This window comes from Sphingobium sp. B2 (assembly GCF_007693735.1).
Lineage (GTDB): Bacteria > Pseudomonadota > Alphaproteobacteria > Sphingomonadales > Sphingomonadaceae > Sphingobium > Sphingobium xenophagum.
The window spans coordinates 1,178,133-1,194,450 of record NZ_VDBZ01000001.1; the positions used below are offsets into that span (position 1 = coordinate 1,178,133).

The window sequence follows — 16,318 nt, forward strand, 5'->3', positions numbered from 1 at the left end:
CATGCCTAAGGTCAAAGTTGACGGCGTAGAATTGGACGTCCCGGCGGGCGCGACTGTCCTCCAGGCGTGTGAGTTGGCGGGGAAGGAAATTCCGCGCTTCTGCTATCATGAGCGGCTGTCCATTGCGGGCAATTGCCGCATGTGCCTGGTCGAGGTGAAGCCCGGACCGCCCAAGCCGCAGGCGTCCTGTGCGCTGCCCGCTGCCGAAGGGCAGGAAATCCGCACCGACAGCGAAATGGTCAAGAAGGCGCGCGAAGGGGTGATGGAGTTCCTGCTCATCAACCATCCGCTCGACTGCCCGATTTGCGACCAGGGCGGCGAATGCGATTTGCAGGACCAGTCGGTCGCCTATGGCCGCGGTGCGTCGCGCTATGACGAAAACAAGCGCGCTGTGACCGAGAAATATATGGGTCCGATCGTCAAGACGGTCATGACCCGCTGCATCCAGTGTACCCGTTGCGTGCGCTTTGCCGAGGAAGTCGCGGGCGTGCCGGAAATCGGCGCCATCTATCGCGGCGAAAATATGCAGATCACCACCTATCTGGAACATGCCGCCAAGAGCGAGCTGTCGGGCAATGTGGTGGACCTGTGCCCGGTCGGCGCGCTGACTGCCAAGCCCTATGCATTCGAAGCGCGGCCATGGGAGCTGAAAAAGACCCATGCGATCGACGTGATGGATGCCGTTGGCACCAACATCCGTCTCGACAGCCGGGGCCGTCAGGTGCTGCGCGCCGTGCCGCGCATCAATGACGATGTGAATGAGGAATGGGCCAGCGACAAGACGCGACACAATGTCGATGGTCTGGTGCGCAAGCGGCTCGACAAGCCTTATGTCCGCAAGGACGGCAAGCTGGTCCCGGCGACCTGGGCGGAGGCTTTTGCGGCGATCGCGGCGGTCCAGCATGGCGGCAGCGTCGCAGCGGTCGCGGGCGACCTGCTTGACTGCGAGACGATGTTCGCGGGCAAGGCGCTGGTCGAGAAGCTGGGCGGGACGATGCTCGAAGGGCGTCAGACGGGCCTCGCCTATGACGTGTCGAGCCTGTCGTCGGTCGTGTTCAACACGCCGCTGGCGGAGCTGGAAACGGCGGACGTCATCCTGTTGGTCGGCACCAATCTGCGCTGGGAAGCGCCGCTGGTGAACACGCGGCTGCGCAAGGCGATCAAGAAGGGCGCCAAGGTTTTCGGCATCGGGCCTGAGTTCGACCTGACCTACAAGGTCGAGTGGCTGGGCAATGATGCGTCGCTGCTCGCCAAGCTGCCGGAAGCGGTGGTCGAGGCATTCGGCAAGGCAGCGCGGCCCGCGATGATCGTGGGCGGCGGCGTGCTGGCCAAGGATGGCGCGCATGGTGACGCGCTGGCGCTGGTCGAGACGCTGGGCCTGATCAAGGACGGCTGGAACGGCTATAATGTCCTGCATTTCGCGGCGGCGCGGATGGGCGGGCTGATGCTCGGCTATGCGACGGCTGGCGGGATCAAGGCGGTGGCGGCTGCCAAGCCCAAGTTGCTTTTCTCGCTGGGCGCGGACGAGGTGGATTATGCCGCCTTCGAGGACAGCTTCAAAGTCTATGTCGGCCACCATGGCGACAAGGGCGCGCATGCGGCGGACGTGATCCTGCCGGGCGCAAGCTATGCCGAAAAGGCGGGCACCTATGTCAATCTGGAAGGCCGGGTGCAGCGGGGCGAAAAGGCCGTGTTCGCACCGGGTGACGCCCGTGAGGACTGGTCGATCCTGCGCGCCCTGTCGGACGTCATGGGTGCAACGCTGCCGTTCGACAGCTTCGAACAGTTGCGCGCCGAGATGGTCAAGGCCGTGCCTGCTCTGGGTGTCGAGGGACTGGTCGATTATGGCTGGTCGATCCCCAAGCTGCCGACCGGCGCGACCGGCGAACTGGCTTCGCCGATCAAGGATTTCTACCTGACCAACGCCATCTGCCGCGCCAGCCCGACGATGCAGCAATGCTCAGCCGAACTGGTCCATGGGGTTGAATTTGCGGAGGCGGCGGAATGACGCACCTCATCCGTGTTCGCTCTGTTAACGCCGGGGGCGCGAAGTGACCGCTTTCTTCCAAAATCTGGGCCTGCCGTTTGAAGGCGCCTGGTTCCTGTCGACCATCATCGGCATCCTTGTCATTGCCCTGCCGCTGATGCTGGCGGTGGCGATGATCATCTATGCCGATCGCAAGATCTGGGCGGCGATGGCGCTGCGGCGCGGGCCGAACGTGGTTGGCCCCTTCGGCCTGCTTCAGTCCTTTGCGGACGGGGCCAAGGTGTTCCTGCAGGAAACGATCATCCCGTCGGCGGCGAACAAGGCGCTGTTCATCATTGCGCCGATCATCACCTTCACGGTCGCGCTGCTCGCCTGGGCAGTAGTGCCGTTCGATGTTGGCGTCGTGTTGGCGGACATCAATGTCGGCCTGCTCTACATTCTCGCGATTTCGTCGCTTGGCGTCTATGGCATCGTGCTGGCGGGCTGGGCGTCCAACTCGAAATATCCCTTTTATTCCGCGATCCGCGCCAGCGCGCAGATGATCAGCTATGAAGTCTCGATCGGCTTCATCCTGATCAGCGTTGTGCTGTGGGCCGGCAGTTTCAACCTGACCGCGATCGTGGAGAGCCAGAAGGGCTATTACGGCTTCCTCAACGGCAACGGCTTCAACCCGCTGCTCTTCCCCATGGCGATCATGTTCCTGATTTCCGCCATGGCGGAAACGGCGCGCGCGCCGTTCGATCTGACCGAAGCGGAAAGCGAGCTGGTCGCGGGCTATCAGACCGAATATTCGTCCATGGCCTTCGCGCTCTATTGGCTCGGCGAATATGCCAATGTCATCCTGATGTGCGCGCTGAACGCGATCCTGTTCTGGGGTGGCTATCTGCCGCCGCTCGACTGGGCGCCGCTCTACATGGTGCCGGGTATCATCTGGTTGTTCGCCAAGATCCTCTTCTTCTTCTTCGTCTTTTCCTGGGTAAAGGCGACGGTGCCCCGCTACCGTTATGACCAGCTGATGCGGCTGGGCTGGAAAATCTTCCTGCCAACCTCGCTCTTCTTCGTCTTTCTGGTGTCGGGCTTCCTCATGCTGACGCGCTATGGAGGCGCACAATGAGCCTCGGATATTACGTCAAGTCTTTCACCCTCTGGGAGTTTGTGAAGGCGCACTGGCTGACCTTGAAATATTTTTTCAAGCCCAAGGCGACGATCAACTATCCCTATGAGAAGAACCCGATTTCGCCGCGGTTCCGGGGCGAACATGCGTTGCGTCGCTACCCCAACGGCGAAGAGCGCTGCATCGCGTGCAAGCTGTGCGAAGCGGTGTGTCCGGCGCAGGCGATCACCATCGAGGCGCAGCCGCGCGAGGATGGCAGCCGCCGCACGACGCGCTACGACATCGACATGACCAAATGCATCTATTGCGGTTTCTGCCAGGAAGCCTGCCCTGTGGACGCGGTCGTGGAAGGGCCGAATTTCGAATTCGCGACCGAAACCCGCGAGGAGCTGATCTACGACAAGGCCAAGCTTCTTGAAAATGGTGACAAGTGGGAACGCGCGATCGCCGCGAACCTTGCCGCCGATGCGCCTTATCGGTAATGCGCGCCGTGTCTAACTCAAACCCGTTCGCCCTGAGCTTGTCGAAGGGCTCGACTGAGCGCAGCGAAGTCACTTCACTTCGTTCAGTGGAAGGCTTCGACTTCGCTCAGCCCGAACGGTTTCCGGGGGCCATCCTGTGATCCACGTCTTAGCCTTTTACCTGTTCGCGATCCTGGTGGTGTCCAGCGGTGCGCTGACCATATTGTCGCGCAACCCGGTCCATTCGGTGCTGTGGCTGATCCTGGCCTTCTTCAACGCGGCTGGTCTGATGATCCTGCTGGGCGCGGAATTCATCGCGATGCTGCTGGTCATCGTCTATGTCGGCGCGGTCGCGGTCCTGTTCCTGTTCGTCGTCATGATGCTGGACATCGACTTTGCGGAACTGCGCGCCGGTTTCGTCAGCTATCTGCCGTTCGGCCTGCTGATCGCGCTGGTGCTGCTGGCGGAAATCGTGCTGGGCATTGGCCTGTGGAGCGCTGGTCCCATTGAACTGGCGCAGCGCGCGGCGCCGGCCACGCCGGACGTATCGAACATCAAGGCGATCGGTACGCTGCTTTACACCCGCTATATCTTCCTGTTCGAAGCGGCAGGCATCGTCCTGCTGGTTGCTATGATCGGTGCGATCGTCCTGACCCATCGGGCACGCGGCGGGGTGAAGGGCCAGAACATCGCCAAGCAGAATCGTCGCCGTCCGCAGGATGCGGTCCGCAATATCAATCAGCCCGCAGGGCAGGGGGTGGAGCTGTGATCGGCCTTCAACATTATATGGTGGTCAGCGCCATCCTGTTCGTGATGGGGGTGCTGGGCATCTTCATCAATCGCAAGAATGTCATCATCATCCTGATGGCGATCGAGCTGATTCTTTTGAGCGTGAACATCAACCTTGTCGCTTTCAGCGCCTTTCTGGGCGATCTGGTCGGGCAGGTGTTCAGCATGTTCGTGCTGACCGTCGCGGCGGGTGAGGCGGCCATCGGCCTTGCCATCCTCGTCATTTACTTCCGTGGTCGCGGCACCATCGCCGTCGACGATGTCAACCGGATGAAGGGCTGAGCCTGAACTCATGATCCAGCTTATCGTTCTTCTTCCGCTGCTGGCCGCTGCCATTGCGGGCCTTGGCAACAAGGCGCTGGGCAAGCTGCCCGCCAAGATCGTCACCACGGGCGCGCTGTTCGCCAGCTGCGCCATGTCCTGGCCGATCTTCATCAGCTTCCTGACCGGCAGCGCCGAGGCGCATGTGACGCCGCTGTTCACCTGGATTCAGTCGGGCAGCTTTGACGCGCAATGGGCCTTGCGGGTCGATGCGATGACGGCGGTAATGCTGGTGGTGATCACCAGCGTGTCCAGCCTCGTCCACCTCTACAGCTGGGGCTATATGGAAGAAGAGCCGGATCAGCCGCGCTTCTTCGCCTATCTCTCGCTCTTCACCTTCGCGATGCTGATGCTGGTGACAGCCAACAACCTGCTCCAGATGTTCTTCGGCTGGGAAGGGGTGGGCCTCGCTTCCTACCTGCTTATCGGTTTCTGGTTCCGCAAGCCGTCGGCCAATGCCGCCGCGATCAAGGCGTTCGTGGTCAACCGCGTGGGCGACCTTGGTTTCATGATGGGGATTTTCGGGACTTATCTGGTGTTCAACACCATATCGATCCCCGAAATTCTGGAAATGGCCCCGTCGATGGCGGGATCGACCATCGGCTTCCTGGGCCATCGTTTCGACACGATGACGGTGCTGTGCCTGCTGCTGTTCGTCGGCGCCATGGGCAAGTCGGCGCAGCTAGGCCTCCACACCTGGTTGCCGGACGCGATGGAAGGTCCGACCCCCGTGTCGGCGCTGATCCACGCCGCGACCATGGTGACGGCGGGCGTGTTCATGGTGTGCCGCCTGTCGCCGATGTTCGAAACGTCAGCGACGGCGCTGACCGTGGTAACCTATGTCGGCGCAGCGACCTGCCTGTTCGCGGCGACCGTGGGCACGGTGCAGACCGACATCAAGCGCGTCATCGCCTATTCGACCTGTTCGCAGCTGGGCTATATGTTCTTTGCAGCGGGCGTTGGCGCCTATGGCGCGGCGATGTTCCACCTGTTCACCCATGCATTCTTCAAGGCGCTGCTGTTCCTGGGGGCCGGTTCGGTCATCCATGCGATGCATCATGAACAGGACATGCGCTATTATGGCGGCCTGCGGAAAAGCATTCCCATCACCTTCTGGACGATGACGCTCGGTACGCTGGCCATCACCGGCGTTGGCCTGCCACTCATCGGCGTCGGCTTTGCCGGTTTCTATTCCAAGGACGGCATTCTGGAAGCGGCCTATGCTGCGGGCGGAGCTGGCACCGGCGCGTTCATCGTCGGCGTATTGGCCGCGCTGCTGACCAGCTTCTATAGCTGGCGTCTGGTGTTCCTGACCTTCTTCGGCAAGCCGCGCTGGACCCAGTCCGAGCATATCCAGCATGCGCTGCATGACGCGCATGGCCATGACGATCATGCAACCCACGGCCATGGATCGGCGCATGACAACGCACCGGCCCAGGAAGATGCTGGCCATGATCCGCATGCGGCTGAGGCAGGCGCACATGAACTTCCCGCCGGCACGGGCGGCTATCATCCGCATGAAAGCCCGCTGGTGATGCTGATCCCGCTGATCATGCTCAGCCTTGGCGCAGTGTTTGCGGGCTTCCTGTTCCACGATCAGTTTATCGGGGCAGAGGGCGGCATCGAATTCTGGAAGGGCGCATTGTCGTTCGACAGTCATCTGATGCACGCGGCGCATGAAGTGCCCAAATGGGTCAAATTCTCGCCGTTCACGGTGATGCTGACCGGGTTGCTGATTGCCTATCTCAGCTATATCAGGAACACCGACTGGCCGCAGCGCTTCGTCGCGACCTTTGGTGGACTCTACACCTTCCTGCTCAACAAATGGTATTTTGACGAGCTGTATACCTTCCTGTTCGTCAAGCCTGCCTTCGCCATCGGCCGCTTCTTCTGGAAGTTCGGGGACATCGGTTTCATTGACCGGTTCGGACCCAATGGCCTGGCCGCCCTGGTCGTGCAGGGCAATAAAGTGACCCGTCGGCTCCAGTCCGGCTACCTCTACACCTACGCGCTGGTGATGCTGATTGGCCTCGCCGCTGCCGCAACCTGGGCGATGACACGATAATGGACGGCTTCCCCATCCTTTCCCTGATGATGGCAGTGCCGATGGCGGGGGCCATCGCCTGTCTGTTCGTCGGCGCGAACAGCGCGCGCTGGATCGCATTGATCGCCACTCTGGTCGATTTCGTCCTGGGCATGGCCCTGTGGGCGCAGTTCGACCAGTCGGGCAGCGGCGCGCAATGGCAGTTTCAGGAATATGCGCCGATCTTCGGCAAATTCGCCTGGGCGCTGGGTATTGACGGCATTGCCCTGATGCTGATTGCGCTGACGGTGTTCCTGATGCCGATCTGCATCGGCGCCAGCTGGAACGCGATTCAAAAGCGCGTGGGCGAATATATGGCGGCCTTCCTGTTCATGGAGGTGCTGATGATCGGCGTCTTCACGGCGCAGGATCTCTATCTTTTCTACATCATGTTCGAAGCCGGCCTGATCCCGATGTATCTGATCATCGGCATCTGGGGCGGCGCTGACCGGATTTACGCCAGCTATAAATTCTTCCTCTACACATTGTTCGGATCGGTGCTGATGCTGATCGCGATGATGTGGATGGTGCATGAAGCAGGGACGACCGACATTCCCGTGCTGATGGCGTATAATTTCGATCCGCATATCCAGACCTGGCTGTTCCTGGCTTTCTTTGCCAGCTTCGCGGTCAAGATGCCGATGTGGCCGGTCCACACCTGGCTGCCCGACGCACACGTTCAGGCGCCGACGGCCGGTTCCGTCATTCTGGCAGGTGTGCTGCTGAAGATGGGCGGATACGGCTTCATTCGCTTCTCGCTTCCGATGTTCCCCGAAGCCTCGGCGCAGCTTGCGCCGCTGGTCTGGGGCCTGTCGATGGTCGCGGTGGTTTACACCTCGCTCGTCGCGCTTGTTCAGTCGGACATGAAGAAGCTGATCGCCTATTCGTCCGTCGCGCATATGGCGATCGTGACGGTCGGCCTGTTCGCCTTCAACCAGGCGGGCATCGAAGGCGCGATGATGGTGATGCTGGGCCATGGTCTGGTCGCGGGCGCGCTGTTCCTGTGCGTCGGCGTCATCTACGATCGGCTGCACACGCGCGAGATTGCCCGTTATGGTGGCCTGTCGATCAACATGCCGCGCTACGCCATGCTGTTCCTGTTTTTCACCATGGCGTCGGTCGGCCTGCCCGGCACGTCCAACTTCGTCGGCGAATTCCTGTCGCTGATGGGCATCTATCAGGCATCGAGCTGGGTGGCGCTGATCTGCACCACGGGTATCATCCTTGGCGCGGCCTATATGCTCTACCTCTATCGCCGCATCTGCTACGGCGAGCAGGTCAATGCCGATGCCGCCGCGATGCCGGACCTGTCGGGTCGCGAAATCTGGCTGCTTGCGCCGATCGCTGCGGTGGTGCTGTGGATGGGGGTATATCCCGAAAGCTTCCTCAAGCCCATGCGCCCGGATATTCACGCACTCGAAGCCCGCCTGGCGCCAGCCGCGCCGGCCGGCGATTCCAAGATCAAGATGGGTGCGCCCAAGCCTGCGGGCGAAGCGCATGAAGGCGCCCATCACGAAGAAGCTCCTGCGCACGGGGAGGCGCACTGATGATCGACTCCGCTTCCCTTCTGGCAGTCCTGCCGGAACTGATTTTGACGGCCGGCGGCCTGATCCTGCTGATGGTGGCTGCTTTTGGCGGCGATGGCACCGCACGGATCGTCAACGCATTGTCAGTGCTGACGCTGATCGTTGCGGGTGTGGCGTTGTCCAGCACGATCGCCCATGGGCCGGATGCATTTGACGGCCTGGTCCGTGCCGATGCTTTCTCCGTCTATGCCAAGGCGCTGATCTACGGGGCGGCCGCCGTGGCTATCCTGCTTGCGCCGCGCTTCTTTTCTACCGACAGCGCGCTGCGGCCTGAATATCCGATCCTGATCCTGTTTGCCGCGATCGGCATGGGCATGATGATGTCGGCGGGCGACATGCTGACTCTTTATGTCGGTCTCGAAATGAACAGCCTGGCCTCCTATGTCCTGGCCAGTTTCATGCGGCAGGACGGGCGTTCGTCCGAAGCGGGCCTTAAATATTTCGTGCTGGGTTCGCTGGCGAGCGGTATCCTGCTCTACGGTATCTCGCTGCTCTACGGCTTTACCGGCAGTACCGCGTTTGATGGCATTGCCGTTGCGCTGGGCGATGGTGTGGGCAAGGGCGAATTGTTCGGCCTGGTGTTCGTGCTGGCGGGTCTCGCGTTCAAGATCAGCGCCGTGCCGTTCCATATGTGGACCCCGGACGTCTATGAAGGCGCGCCAACGCCGGTGACGACCTTCTTTGCCAGCGCGCCCAAGGTTGCGGCCATGGGCCTGACCGTCCGCGTCGCGATCGAGGCGTTGGGCCCGGCGGGTATGGACTGGCAGCAGATCGTGATCTTCGTCGCGCTTGCTTCCATCCTGTTCGGCGCGGTCGCGGCGATCGGCCAGAGCAATATCAAGCGGCTGATGGCCTATTCGTCGATCAACAATGTGGGCTTCGCCTTGATCGGCCTGGCCGCTGGCACGCCCGCAGGTGTTGCCGCGACCATGAGCTATATGGCGATCTATGTCGTCATGACCATCGGCGCGTTCGCCTGCATCCTTCAGATGCGCGACGCCGACGGCAAGCCGGTCGAGACGATCGCCAGCCTCGCGGGGCTGTCGCAGTCGCGCAAAGGGCTGGCGGCCGGATTTGCGATCTTCATGTTCTCCATGGCCGGTATCCCGCCGCTGTTCGGTTTCTGGGCCAAATTCCTGGTGTTCGATGCGGCGGTGGCGTCTGGTCTGACCGCGCTGGCGGCGTTCGGCATCGCGGCGTCGGTGATTGGCGCTTTCTATTATCTCAAGATCATCAAGACGATCTATTTCGACGAGCCGACCGGCGCCTATGAGGCGAAGGGCGGGGCGGTTGAAAATATCGTCCTGACCGCCTGCGCCGTGGTCATCGTCATGGGCTATCTGCTCAACCCCCTACTGGATCAGGCGAGCGCCGCCGCTGCGGCGTCCCTGTTCTGACCATTCGCTTCGTCGCGGAGACCGGCTCCACCAATGCCGATATGCTGGCATTGGCGGAGCAGGGCGCGCCGGACGGCATCTGGCTGCGCGCGGGGCGGCAGACGGGCGGCAAGGGACGGATGGGCCGGGGGTGGGAAAGCCCGGTCGGCAATCTCTATAGTTCCGCATTGGTCCGGTTGCGCGCGAGTGACCCCATGCCGCATACGTTGGCGCTGGTTGCGGCCAATGCAGTTCACGCACTGGTCGCGCCGCTCTGTGCAGGGCAGGCGCGGATCAAATGGCCCAATGACATATTGGTCGATCGCGCGAAGATTGCAGGCATTTTGCTGGAGCGGGCCGGTGATGCGATCGTTGTGGGGATCGGCATCAATGTCACCGATTATCCCCGCAGGCTGGATCGTCCGGTCACCAGCCTTTTGGCGCAGGGCGCCAGGGAGGCTGACGCTGGCGTGCTGATGGAGCGACTGGCGCAACTGTTCGCTCATTGGCTGGCGATCTGGCGCGCGCAGGGGCTGGACCCGGTGCGGACGCACTGGCTGTTGAACGCGCACCCGACCGGCACGCCCATGCGGGTGGTTCAAGCCGATGGCGAGAGCGTCGAGGGGGCATTTGATACGCTCGACCAGCAGGGCATGTTGATCCTGCGCTTGGCGAACGGACACAGCCGTGCCATTCACGCGGGCGACATATTTCTCACCTGAACCAAGGACCGGCCATGCTCCTCGCGATCGACGCGGGCAACACCAATGTGGTTTTCGCGCTGCTCGAAGGGCGCGACATTCGCGCGCGCTGGCGGATCGCGACCGATCCGCGCCGTACGGCGGACGAATATGCGGTGTGGCTCAACCAGTTGCTGATGCTGGAAGGCTATAAGATCACGGACGTCCATGCCGTGATTATCGCGACGGTCGTGCCGCGCGCGCTGCATAATTTGCAGGTGCTGGCGGAAAAATATTTCAAGACGACTCCTCTGGTCGCGGGACAGCCGCCGGTTGATTGGGGCATCGAACTGGACGTGGCCGAACCGGGATCGGTGGGCGCCGACCGGGTTGTAAACGCCATCGCCGCGCACCATCTTTATGCAGGCGACCTGATCGTCATCGACTTTGGCACCGCGACGACATTCGACGTTGTCGATTATAGCGGCGCTTATAAGGGCGGGATCATTGCGCCGGGGATCAACCTGTCGCTCGATGCGTTGGTCGCAGCGGCGGCGAAGCTGCCCAAGATCGCGATCGCGCCACCGGAAAATCGATCGGTCATCGGTCGCACGACCGAAGCGCAGATGCATATTGGTGTATTTTGGGGCTATGTAGCCATGATGGAAGGGCTGGTCGCCCGGATGAGGGCCGAAATCGGCCGCCCGACCAGAGTGATTTCGACAGGGGGCCTGGCGGTCCTCTTCAATGACAATAGCGATATTTTCGATGCGATCGCGCCGGACCTGACGGTTCAGGGCCTCGCGCTGATGCACGAACGGAGTTTACAAGCGTAATGAAACCCAAAGATGAGCTGCTCTTCCTGGCCCTGGGCGGGTCGGGCGAGATTGGCATGAACGTCAATCTATATGGATGCCAGGGCAAATGGGTGATGGTCGATCTCGGCATGACCTTTGGCGATCCCAATTATCCCGGTATCGAATTGGTGCTGCCGGACCTCAGCTTTATTGAGGAACGGCGCAAGGATCTGCTCGGCATCGTGCTGACCCACGGGCATGAGGACCATATCGGCGCGATCCCCTATCTGGCGGCCGACCTGGGCGTGCCGCTCTATGCGACGCCGTTTACTGCTGGCCTTATCCGCCTGAAGCTGGAGGAAGAGGGGCTGACCAAGGAGGTCAAGCTTCACGTCATTCCCAATGAAGGCAGCTTCGAACTGGGGCCGTTCGGCTTCCGTTACATGCCGCTGGCGCATTCCATCCCGGAAGGCAATGCGCTGGTGATCGATACGCCCTATGGCCGCATATTCCATACCGGCGACTGGAAGCTGGACGATCAGCCGCTGCTCGGCGTCCCCTCGACCCCGGAACAGTTGACGGCGGTGGGCGATCAGGGGGTGCTGGCGCTGGTATGCGACAGCACCAATGTGTTCAATGACAAGGCCAGCGGTTCCGAAGGCGATGTCCGCGAAGGGCTGATGCAGGCGATAGAGGGGGCCAGGGGGCGGGTGCTCGTCACCACCTTTGCGTCCAATGCCGCGCGCGTTCAGACGCTGGGCGAAGTGGCGACGGCGATGGGACGCAAGGTGTGCGTCGCGGGCCGCTCGCTCGACCGGATCATCGGCATGGCCAAGGCCAGCGGCTACCTCAAGGATTTTCCGCCGACGGTCGATTGGGACGATGCGATGAAACTGCCGCGCGATGAGGTGATGATCATCGCCACCGGCGGTCAGGGTGAGGCGCGTGCCGCACTTGCGCGCATTGCGTTCGACAGCCATCCGATCAAGCTGACCGACGGTGACCTGGTCGTCTTTTCGTCCAAGCAGATCCCCGGCAATGAAATCGCGATCGGGCGCATCCAGAACGCGCTGGCGGCGAAAAATATCGTGATGGTCACGGACCGGCAGGCCGAAGTGCATGTGTCGGGCCATCCGGGGCGTCCTGAACTGGAAGCCATGTATCGCTGGATACGGCCCGAAATATTGCTGCCGGTCCATGGCGAACGACGGCATATGGCCGAACAGGCGCGGCTTGGCCTGGCGACGGGCATCCCCAATGCGGTGGTGCAGTCCAATGGCGATCTGCTGCGGCTGGCGCCGGGCGCACCGGCGATCATTGGGCGGGAAGAGGTCGGTCGACTGGTGCTGGATGGCGACGTCATCCTGCCAGCAGAAGGCGCGACCATGAACGAACGGCGCAAGCTGGGTCTGCATGGCCAGATCAGCGTGGCCGTCGCGCTCGACGGCAAAGGAAGGCTGATTGGTCGACCGACGCTGCGGACGCAGGGCGTTCCGGTGGAAGAGGACAAGGCCGACTTTCTGGCCGAAGCGGCGGATGATGCCGCGGACGTGATTGCCAAGGGATCGCATGAGGAAGAGGCGGTGCGTGAACGTATCCGCCTGGCCGTACGCCGTGCGGCGACGCGCTGGACCGGCAAGAAACCGATTGTGGACGTGTTGCTCATTCGGGCCTAAATCGCCCGTATGAATCTTTACGCCATCTTCGCCATCTATGTGCTGTTCTGGGTGATCAGCGCGTTCATCATGCTGCCCTTTGGCATCCGCACGCCCGACGAGACGGGCGAGCAGTTGCTCAAGGGGCAGGCGGATAGCGCGCCCAGCAATTTCAGGCCCGCCGTGGTGGTGCTTCGCGCGACCATTCTGTCAGGACTGCTGTTCGGTCTCTATTACGCCAATTATGTGCAGGGCTGGATCACGCTGGATATGCTGCCAGGTTATACCCACCAGAATTGACGGTTTGGGGATTAAGCCCCGCACCTGACGTCGAAGCGAAGCGCGCGCCGGGATCAATCGGCGCGCGTCCGTTACTGGCGCAGCCGCTCGATCGCCTGCGCCAGCGCGACATAGAGCTTGCCCATGTCGGACGAGAGAATGGCGACGCCCAGCGCGTTGCCGTCACGCGCCGACAGGATGATCCGCAGCATGCCTTCGAAATCATGGATGTAACGGTTCACATGATCGCGGAATTCCGCGTCATTGTCATAATGCAGCGCAATCTCGCGCGATTCCCCGGCGTCCAGCAGCTTGACTGCGCGGCGGGTGAATACGCCGCGATCGCCCTTCAGATAGGCCGACCAGCTTGAATCGGTGACGTCGTTCGACAGGATCTTGGCGACGTCGATCGCGGTGCTGTTGAGCGATTCGATCAGCAGCGCAGAGCGACGGGCAAAATGGTCGCGGTCGCGATTTTCCGCCGCCCGCTCCGCTTCCTCGATACGCTGTTCGACATTGGCGCTGGTGTCGGCGATGGTCAGCAACTGGCGCGTCAGGCGCTCGGACGCCTGATGCGCGGCATTGACGGCTTCTTCGGCGACGCGCGCAACCTGTTCGATCTGCGCCGCGACCTTGTCACCAATCGCGTTCTGCATCGCCTGTTCACTGGCGTCGGCCAGAGCCTGCGCGGCTTCGGGAATGGTCCGGCCCAGCGCCTGACGCGCACGCTCGGCGGCCTGATCGGCCGTATCCTTGACGCGCAGCAACGCGGTGACGAGCAAGGGTCCGGCGCCTTCTGTGATGCGGGTCGCATCCTGATGGGCGCCGTCCAGTGCGACGCGCAGCCGTTCGACCAGATTGCGATTGGCCTCCAGCCCGCCCTGCGTGCTTTCCAGCCATTCGGTCAGGCGACTGCCCTGGCCGCGCAGCATCGATTCGGCTTCTTCCGCCCGGCCAACCAATGCCTGCGATATGGCTTCCAGTCGCTCCATTTCGGGCGTCGTGTGGCCCAGCAGAGCGCGGCTCTGTTCCAAGCGGGCGTCGAACCGCTCCAGTGCCGCAGGATAAGTCTCGTCCAGTTCGCGCACGCTCGAATCGAGGGCGACGAGAAGGGTTTCGGCACAACCGATCAGCTTTTCGGCGGTCACGCCCCCGTTGGCCAATGCGCCGTCGATGCGCTGGGTTTCGGCGGTCAGGCGCGTAAGTGCGTCGGTCAGCCTCTCGCTCCGGGCGAGGGCGACTTCCTCCAGAGTCGCAAAGCGATTCTGGGTCGATGTGATCGTTTCGTCCAGCCCCGACTGGATGCCAGCCATCAGGCTATGTTGCCCGGCCATGACCTCGTTCATCTGGTGCAGGCGGTTTTCCACGTCGCCGATCGTGTTGGCCAGACCCGTGACCGTCTCGCTGCCGATGGCGTCGAGGCTGTCGCGTGAGCGGGTGACCAGAGATTCCAGCGCGGCCGACTGGGTCGACAAATTGCCCTCGGTCAGCGCCAATGCTTCCTGCGCGCGGGCCAGCGCGGTGTCGAGCCGTTCGCGCAGATCCTTCTCGATCGCGTCCATGTCCCGCGTCAAGGTGGCCAGGGTCGTTTCGCTGACGTCACCGATGCCCGATTGTGCCGCCGCGACCAGCGCTTCGAGATGTTCGGCGCGGCGCGAAAGACCTTCGTCGGTCGTCGCCATCGTCGCGCGCACGCTGCGCAAGGCAGCGTCGAGGCGTGCGGTCAGGTCGGCCTGCGCCCGGTCAAGATCCTCGATCAGGGCCGCGCGCACAGTGTCGCTGGTGCTGGCGATGCCGGTTTCGGCGGTTTCGATCAGCGTCGCGAGAGCGGCTGCCTGAATTTCCACATCCTGACGGGTCCGGTCCATCGCCTGCCGCGCGCTCTGGGCAGTCGCATCGATCCGTCCGGCGGCGATTTCCGCCATGCCCGTTACTTCTTCATTGGCGGCGCGGGTCGATTCCTGAAGCTGCGTCAGCTGGCTCGACAGGCTCTTGGTCGCGGACAGGGTGCGGGCACGGGCGTCGTCGGACAATTCGGCCAGCGCGTGAAGGCGCGCTTCCAATGTATCGATTCGTTCCGCCAGCGCATGGCCGTTGTCCATGATTTGCGCCGCCATCCGGCCGGTGCGATCCTCCAGTTCGGGGATCGTGGCGATCAACGAGTCCATCTTGGCGACCAGCGCAGCACTTGCCCGCTCCGCCGATTCGGCGCGATCGACCGTTGCTTGGGACCGGCTGGCGATCAGTTCGGCGGACGCCTCCATATTGCTGCTGGCCGCAGCGCCATAGCTGTCGAGCAATTCGGCCTGCTGCTGCATCGACTGACGGGCGGTTTCCAACTGGGTGGCGATCCGTCCCAGTCGCAGTTCCAGCAGATCGGCTTCGGTCCGCAGGGCACGGGCAGTGTCGAGATAGCGGCGCGATTCGGCGCGGCTGTTACGCATCAACAGCAGATAGGCGAGGCCCAGCAGGATGAGCGGGACAACCAGCGTGGCGATGGCATTGGCCCAGAACAAGGGGCCGCCGGGCAGGTCGCCCGCCGCGAAAATCGCCCAGCCGGCAAAGCCGACCCAGCCGATCGCGAGCAGGCTCAAGCCCACGCGTATGCGTTTGACCCAGCCATCGCCCGCGCCATCATCCGAATCATCTTCGTCGATGTTGAGAGACGCCTGTTTCAAAAGCAAAATGTCATCCGCCTGCGACGCGTCGCTAGCTGCGCTTGATTCGTCGCGCCAGAACTCGACGATTGTGCTGCCCCCTGTCATGTCGTGCATCCTAGCAGCTTTTCCGTCCGCGCAAATGCCCTGTTACCAAAACTTAACGCAAGCCAGATAGCGTCTGTCTCTATGTCCTATGATCCCGGCGCCCTTCATGCAGCTTTATCCGCAGCCGTCGGCGATGACAGCGCCCTGATCGCGGACCTGCGCGTGGCCTTCATGGAAAGTGCCGAGCGGCAGATCGATCTGCTGGGGCGGGCGCGGTGCGACGCCAATTGGGAATTGGCGGCATGGCGGCTGAAAGGGCTGGCGGCCAGCTTCGGGCTTACAGCATTGATGGCGCTGGCCGATGAGGCAGCAGAGGCCGCACCGGGTGATCCGCGCGTGCTGCGCCGGTTGCGCGCGGCGCTGGCGGGGCTGCAACAGACCTGAATTGTAGCATCGGTACGGCTGCGCTTGCGCGAAGCCGCCAG

At 62.4% G+C, this 16,318-nt stretch carries 14 protein-coding genes; 13 read left to right on the forward strand and 1 reads right to left on the reverse strand.

Going from position 1 to position 16,318, the window contains the following annotated elements; all coding sequences use genetic code 11:
• Position 1: 1 nt before the first annotated feature.
• The 12 genes from nuoG (at position 2) to FE851_RS05880 (ending at position 13,149) form a co-directional block, all read left to right on the forward strand.
• Positions 2 to 2,008, forward strand: coding sequence for an NADH-quinone oxidoreductase subunit NuoG (gene nuoG, locus FE851_RS05825; protein WP_145200622.1), 2,007 nt, complete (start codon positions 2 to 4; stop codon positions 2,006 to 2,008).
• A 43-nt stretch (positions 2,009 to 2,051) separates the two neighbouring features.
• Entirely contained in the window at positions 2,052 to 3,101 is a 1,050-nt protein-coding gene (gene nuoH / locus FE851_RS05830) for an NADH-quinone oxidoreductase subunit NuoH (protein WP_017184598.1), read from the forward strand.
• A complete protein-coding gene (gene nuoI / locus FE851_RS05835) occupies positions 3,098 to 3,583 on the forward strand; it encodes an NADH-quinone oxidoreductase subunit NuoI (protein WP_017184597.1) in 486 nt (161 codons plus the stop codon). Before nuoH ends, nuoI begins: the two co-directional genes overlap by 4 nt.
• Before the next feature lie 136 nt (positions 3,584 to 3,719).
• Entirely contained in the window at positions 3,720 to 4,331 is a 612-nt protein-coding gene (locus FE851_RS05840; protein WP_017184596.1) for an NADH-quinone oxidoreductase subunit J, read from the forward strand.
• Positions 4,328 to 4,633 carry an NADH-quinone oxidoreductase subunit NuoK gene (nuoK, locus tag FE851_RS05845; protein ID WP_004211745.1) on the forward strand — a complete coding sequence of 102 codons (306 nt, stop codon included), beginning with the start codon at positions 4,328 to 4,330 and terminating at the stop codon, positions 4,631 to 4,633. Before FE851_RS05840 ends, nuoK begins: the two co-directional genes overlap by 4 nt.
• 10 nt (positions 4,634 to 4,643) lie before the next feature.
• Entirely contained in the window at positions 4,644 to 6,737 is a 2,094-nt protein-coding gene (gene nuoL, locus FE851_RS05850) for an NADH-quinone oxidoreductase subunit L (RefSeq protein WP_130752693.1), read from the forward strand.
• Entirely contained in the window at positions 6,737 to 8,302 is a 1,566-nt protein-coding gene (locus FE851_RS05855) for an NADH-quinone oxidoreductase subunit M (protein WP_145200627.1), read from the forward strand. The genes nuoL and FE851_RS05855 overlap by 1 nt, the downstream gene beginning before the upstream one ends.
• Positions 8,302 to 9,738, forward strand: coding sequence for an NADH-quinone oxidoreductase subunit NuoN (nuoN, locus tag FE851_RS05860; RefSeq protein WP_145200630.1), 1,437 nt, complete (start codon positions 8,302 to 8,304; stop codon positions 9,736 to 9,738). The genes FE851_RS05855 and nuoN overlap by 1 nt, the downstream gene beginning before the upstream one ends.
• Entirely contained in the window at positions 9,735 to 10,439 is a 705-nt protein-coding gene (locus FE851_RS05865) for a biotin--[acetyl-CoA-carboxylase] ligase (protein WP_130752696.1), read from the forward strand. Before nuoN ends, FE851_RS05865 begins: the two co-directional genes overlap by 4 nt.
• Before the next feature lie 14 nt (positions 10,440 to 10,453).
• A complete protein-coding gene (locus FE851_RS05870; protein ID WP_017184591.1) occupies positions 10,454 to 11,233 on the forward strand; it encodes a type III pantothenate kinase in 780 nt (259 codons plus the stop codon).
• Positions 11,233 to 12,870, forward strand: a complete 1,638-nt coding sequence (locus tag FE851_RS05875) for a ribonuclease J (RefSeq protein ID WP_145200633.1) — start codon at positions 11,233 to 11,235, stop codon at positions 12,868 to 12,870. Before FE851_RS05870 ends, FE851_RS05875 begins: the two co-directional genes overlap by 1 nt.
• A 9-nt stretch (positions 12,871 to 12,879) precedes the next feature.
• Positions 12,880 to 13,149: a DUF1467 family protein gene (locus FE851_RS05880; protein ID WP_130752697.1), complete on the forward strand. Its 270-nt coding sequence runs from the start codon at positions 12,880 to 12,882 to the stop codon at positions 13,147 to 13,149.
• A 71-nt stretch (positions 13,150 to 13,220) separates the two neighbouring features.
• On the opposite strand, the gene FE851_RS05885 is transcribed toward FE851_RS05880, so the two are convergent.
• Positions 13,221 to 15,893, reverse strand: coding sequence for a hypothetical protein (locus tag FE851_RS05885; RefSeq protein WP_145200636.1), 2,673 nt, complete (start codon positions 15,891 to 15,893; stop codon positions 13,221 to 13,223).
• An 81-nt stretch (positions 15,894 to 15,974) separates the two neighbouring features.
• Here FE851_RS05885 and FE851_RS05890 point away from each other — a divergent pair, with 81 nt between their 5' ends.
• The gene (locus tag FE851_RS05890; RefSeq protein WP_017184587.1) at positions 15,975 to 16,277 is read left to right on the forward strand and encodes a hypothetical protein; all 303 of its coding nucleotides are present in this window, start codon (positions 15,975 to 15,977) and stop codon (positions 16,275 to 16,277) included.
• The last annotated feature ends 41 nt before the right edge of the window (positions 16,278 to 16,318 follow it).

Excerpts from the sequence above, each read along its gene's own strand:
- nuoL (WP_130752693.1), top strand. The coding sequence starts at position 4,644 with ATGATCCAGCTTATCGTTCTTCTTCCGCTGCTGGCCGCTGCCATTGCG.
- FE851_RS05855 (WP_145200627.1), top strand. The coding sequence starts at position 6,737 with ATGGACGGCTTCCCCATCCTTTCCCTGATGATGGCAGTGCCGATGGCG.
- FE851_RS05890 (WP_017184587.1), top strand. The coding sequence starts at position 15,975 with ATGTCCTATGATCCCGGCGCCCTTCATGCAGCTTTATCCGCAGCCGTC.
- nuoI (WP_017184597.1), top strand. The coding sequence starts at position 3,098 with ATGAGCCTCGGATATTACGTCAAGTCTTTCACCCTCTGGGAGTTTGTG.
- nuoG (WP_145200622.1), top strand. The coding sequence starts at position 2 with ATGCCTAAGGTCAAAGTTGACGGCGTAGAATTGGACGTCCCGGCGGGC.
- nuoN (WP_145200630.1), top strand. The coding sequence starts at position 8,302 with ATGATCGACTCCGCTTCCCTTCTGGCAGTCCTGCCGGAACTGATTTTG.
- FE851_RS05875 (WP_145200633.1), top strand. The coding sequence starts at position 11,233 with ATGAAACCCAAAGATGAGCTGCTCTTCCTGGCCCTGGGCGGGTCGGGC.
- FE851_RS05885 (WP_145200636.1), bottom strand. The coding sequence starts at position 15,893 with ATGACAGGGGGCAGCACAATCGTCGAGTTCTGGCGCGACGAATCAAGC.
- FE851_RS05880 (WP_130752697.1), top strand. The coding sequence starts at position 12,880 with ATGAATCTTTACGCCATCTTCGCCATCTATGTGCTGTTCTGGGTGATC.
- FE851_RS05870 (WP_017184591.1), top strand. The coding sequence starts at position 10,454 with ATGCTCCTCGCGATCGACGCGGGCAACACCAATGTGGTTTTCGCGCTG.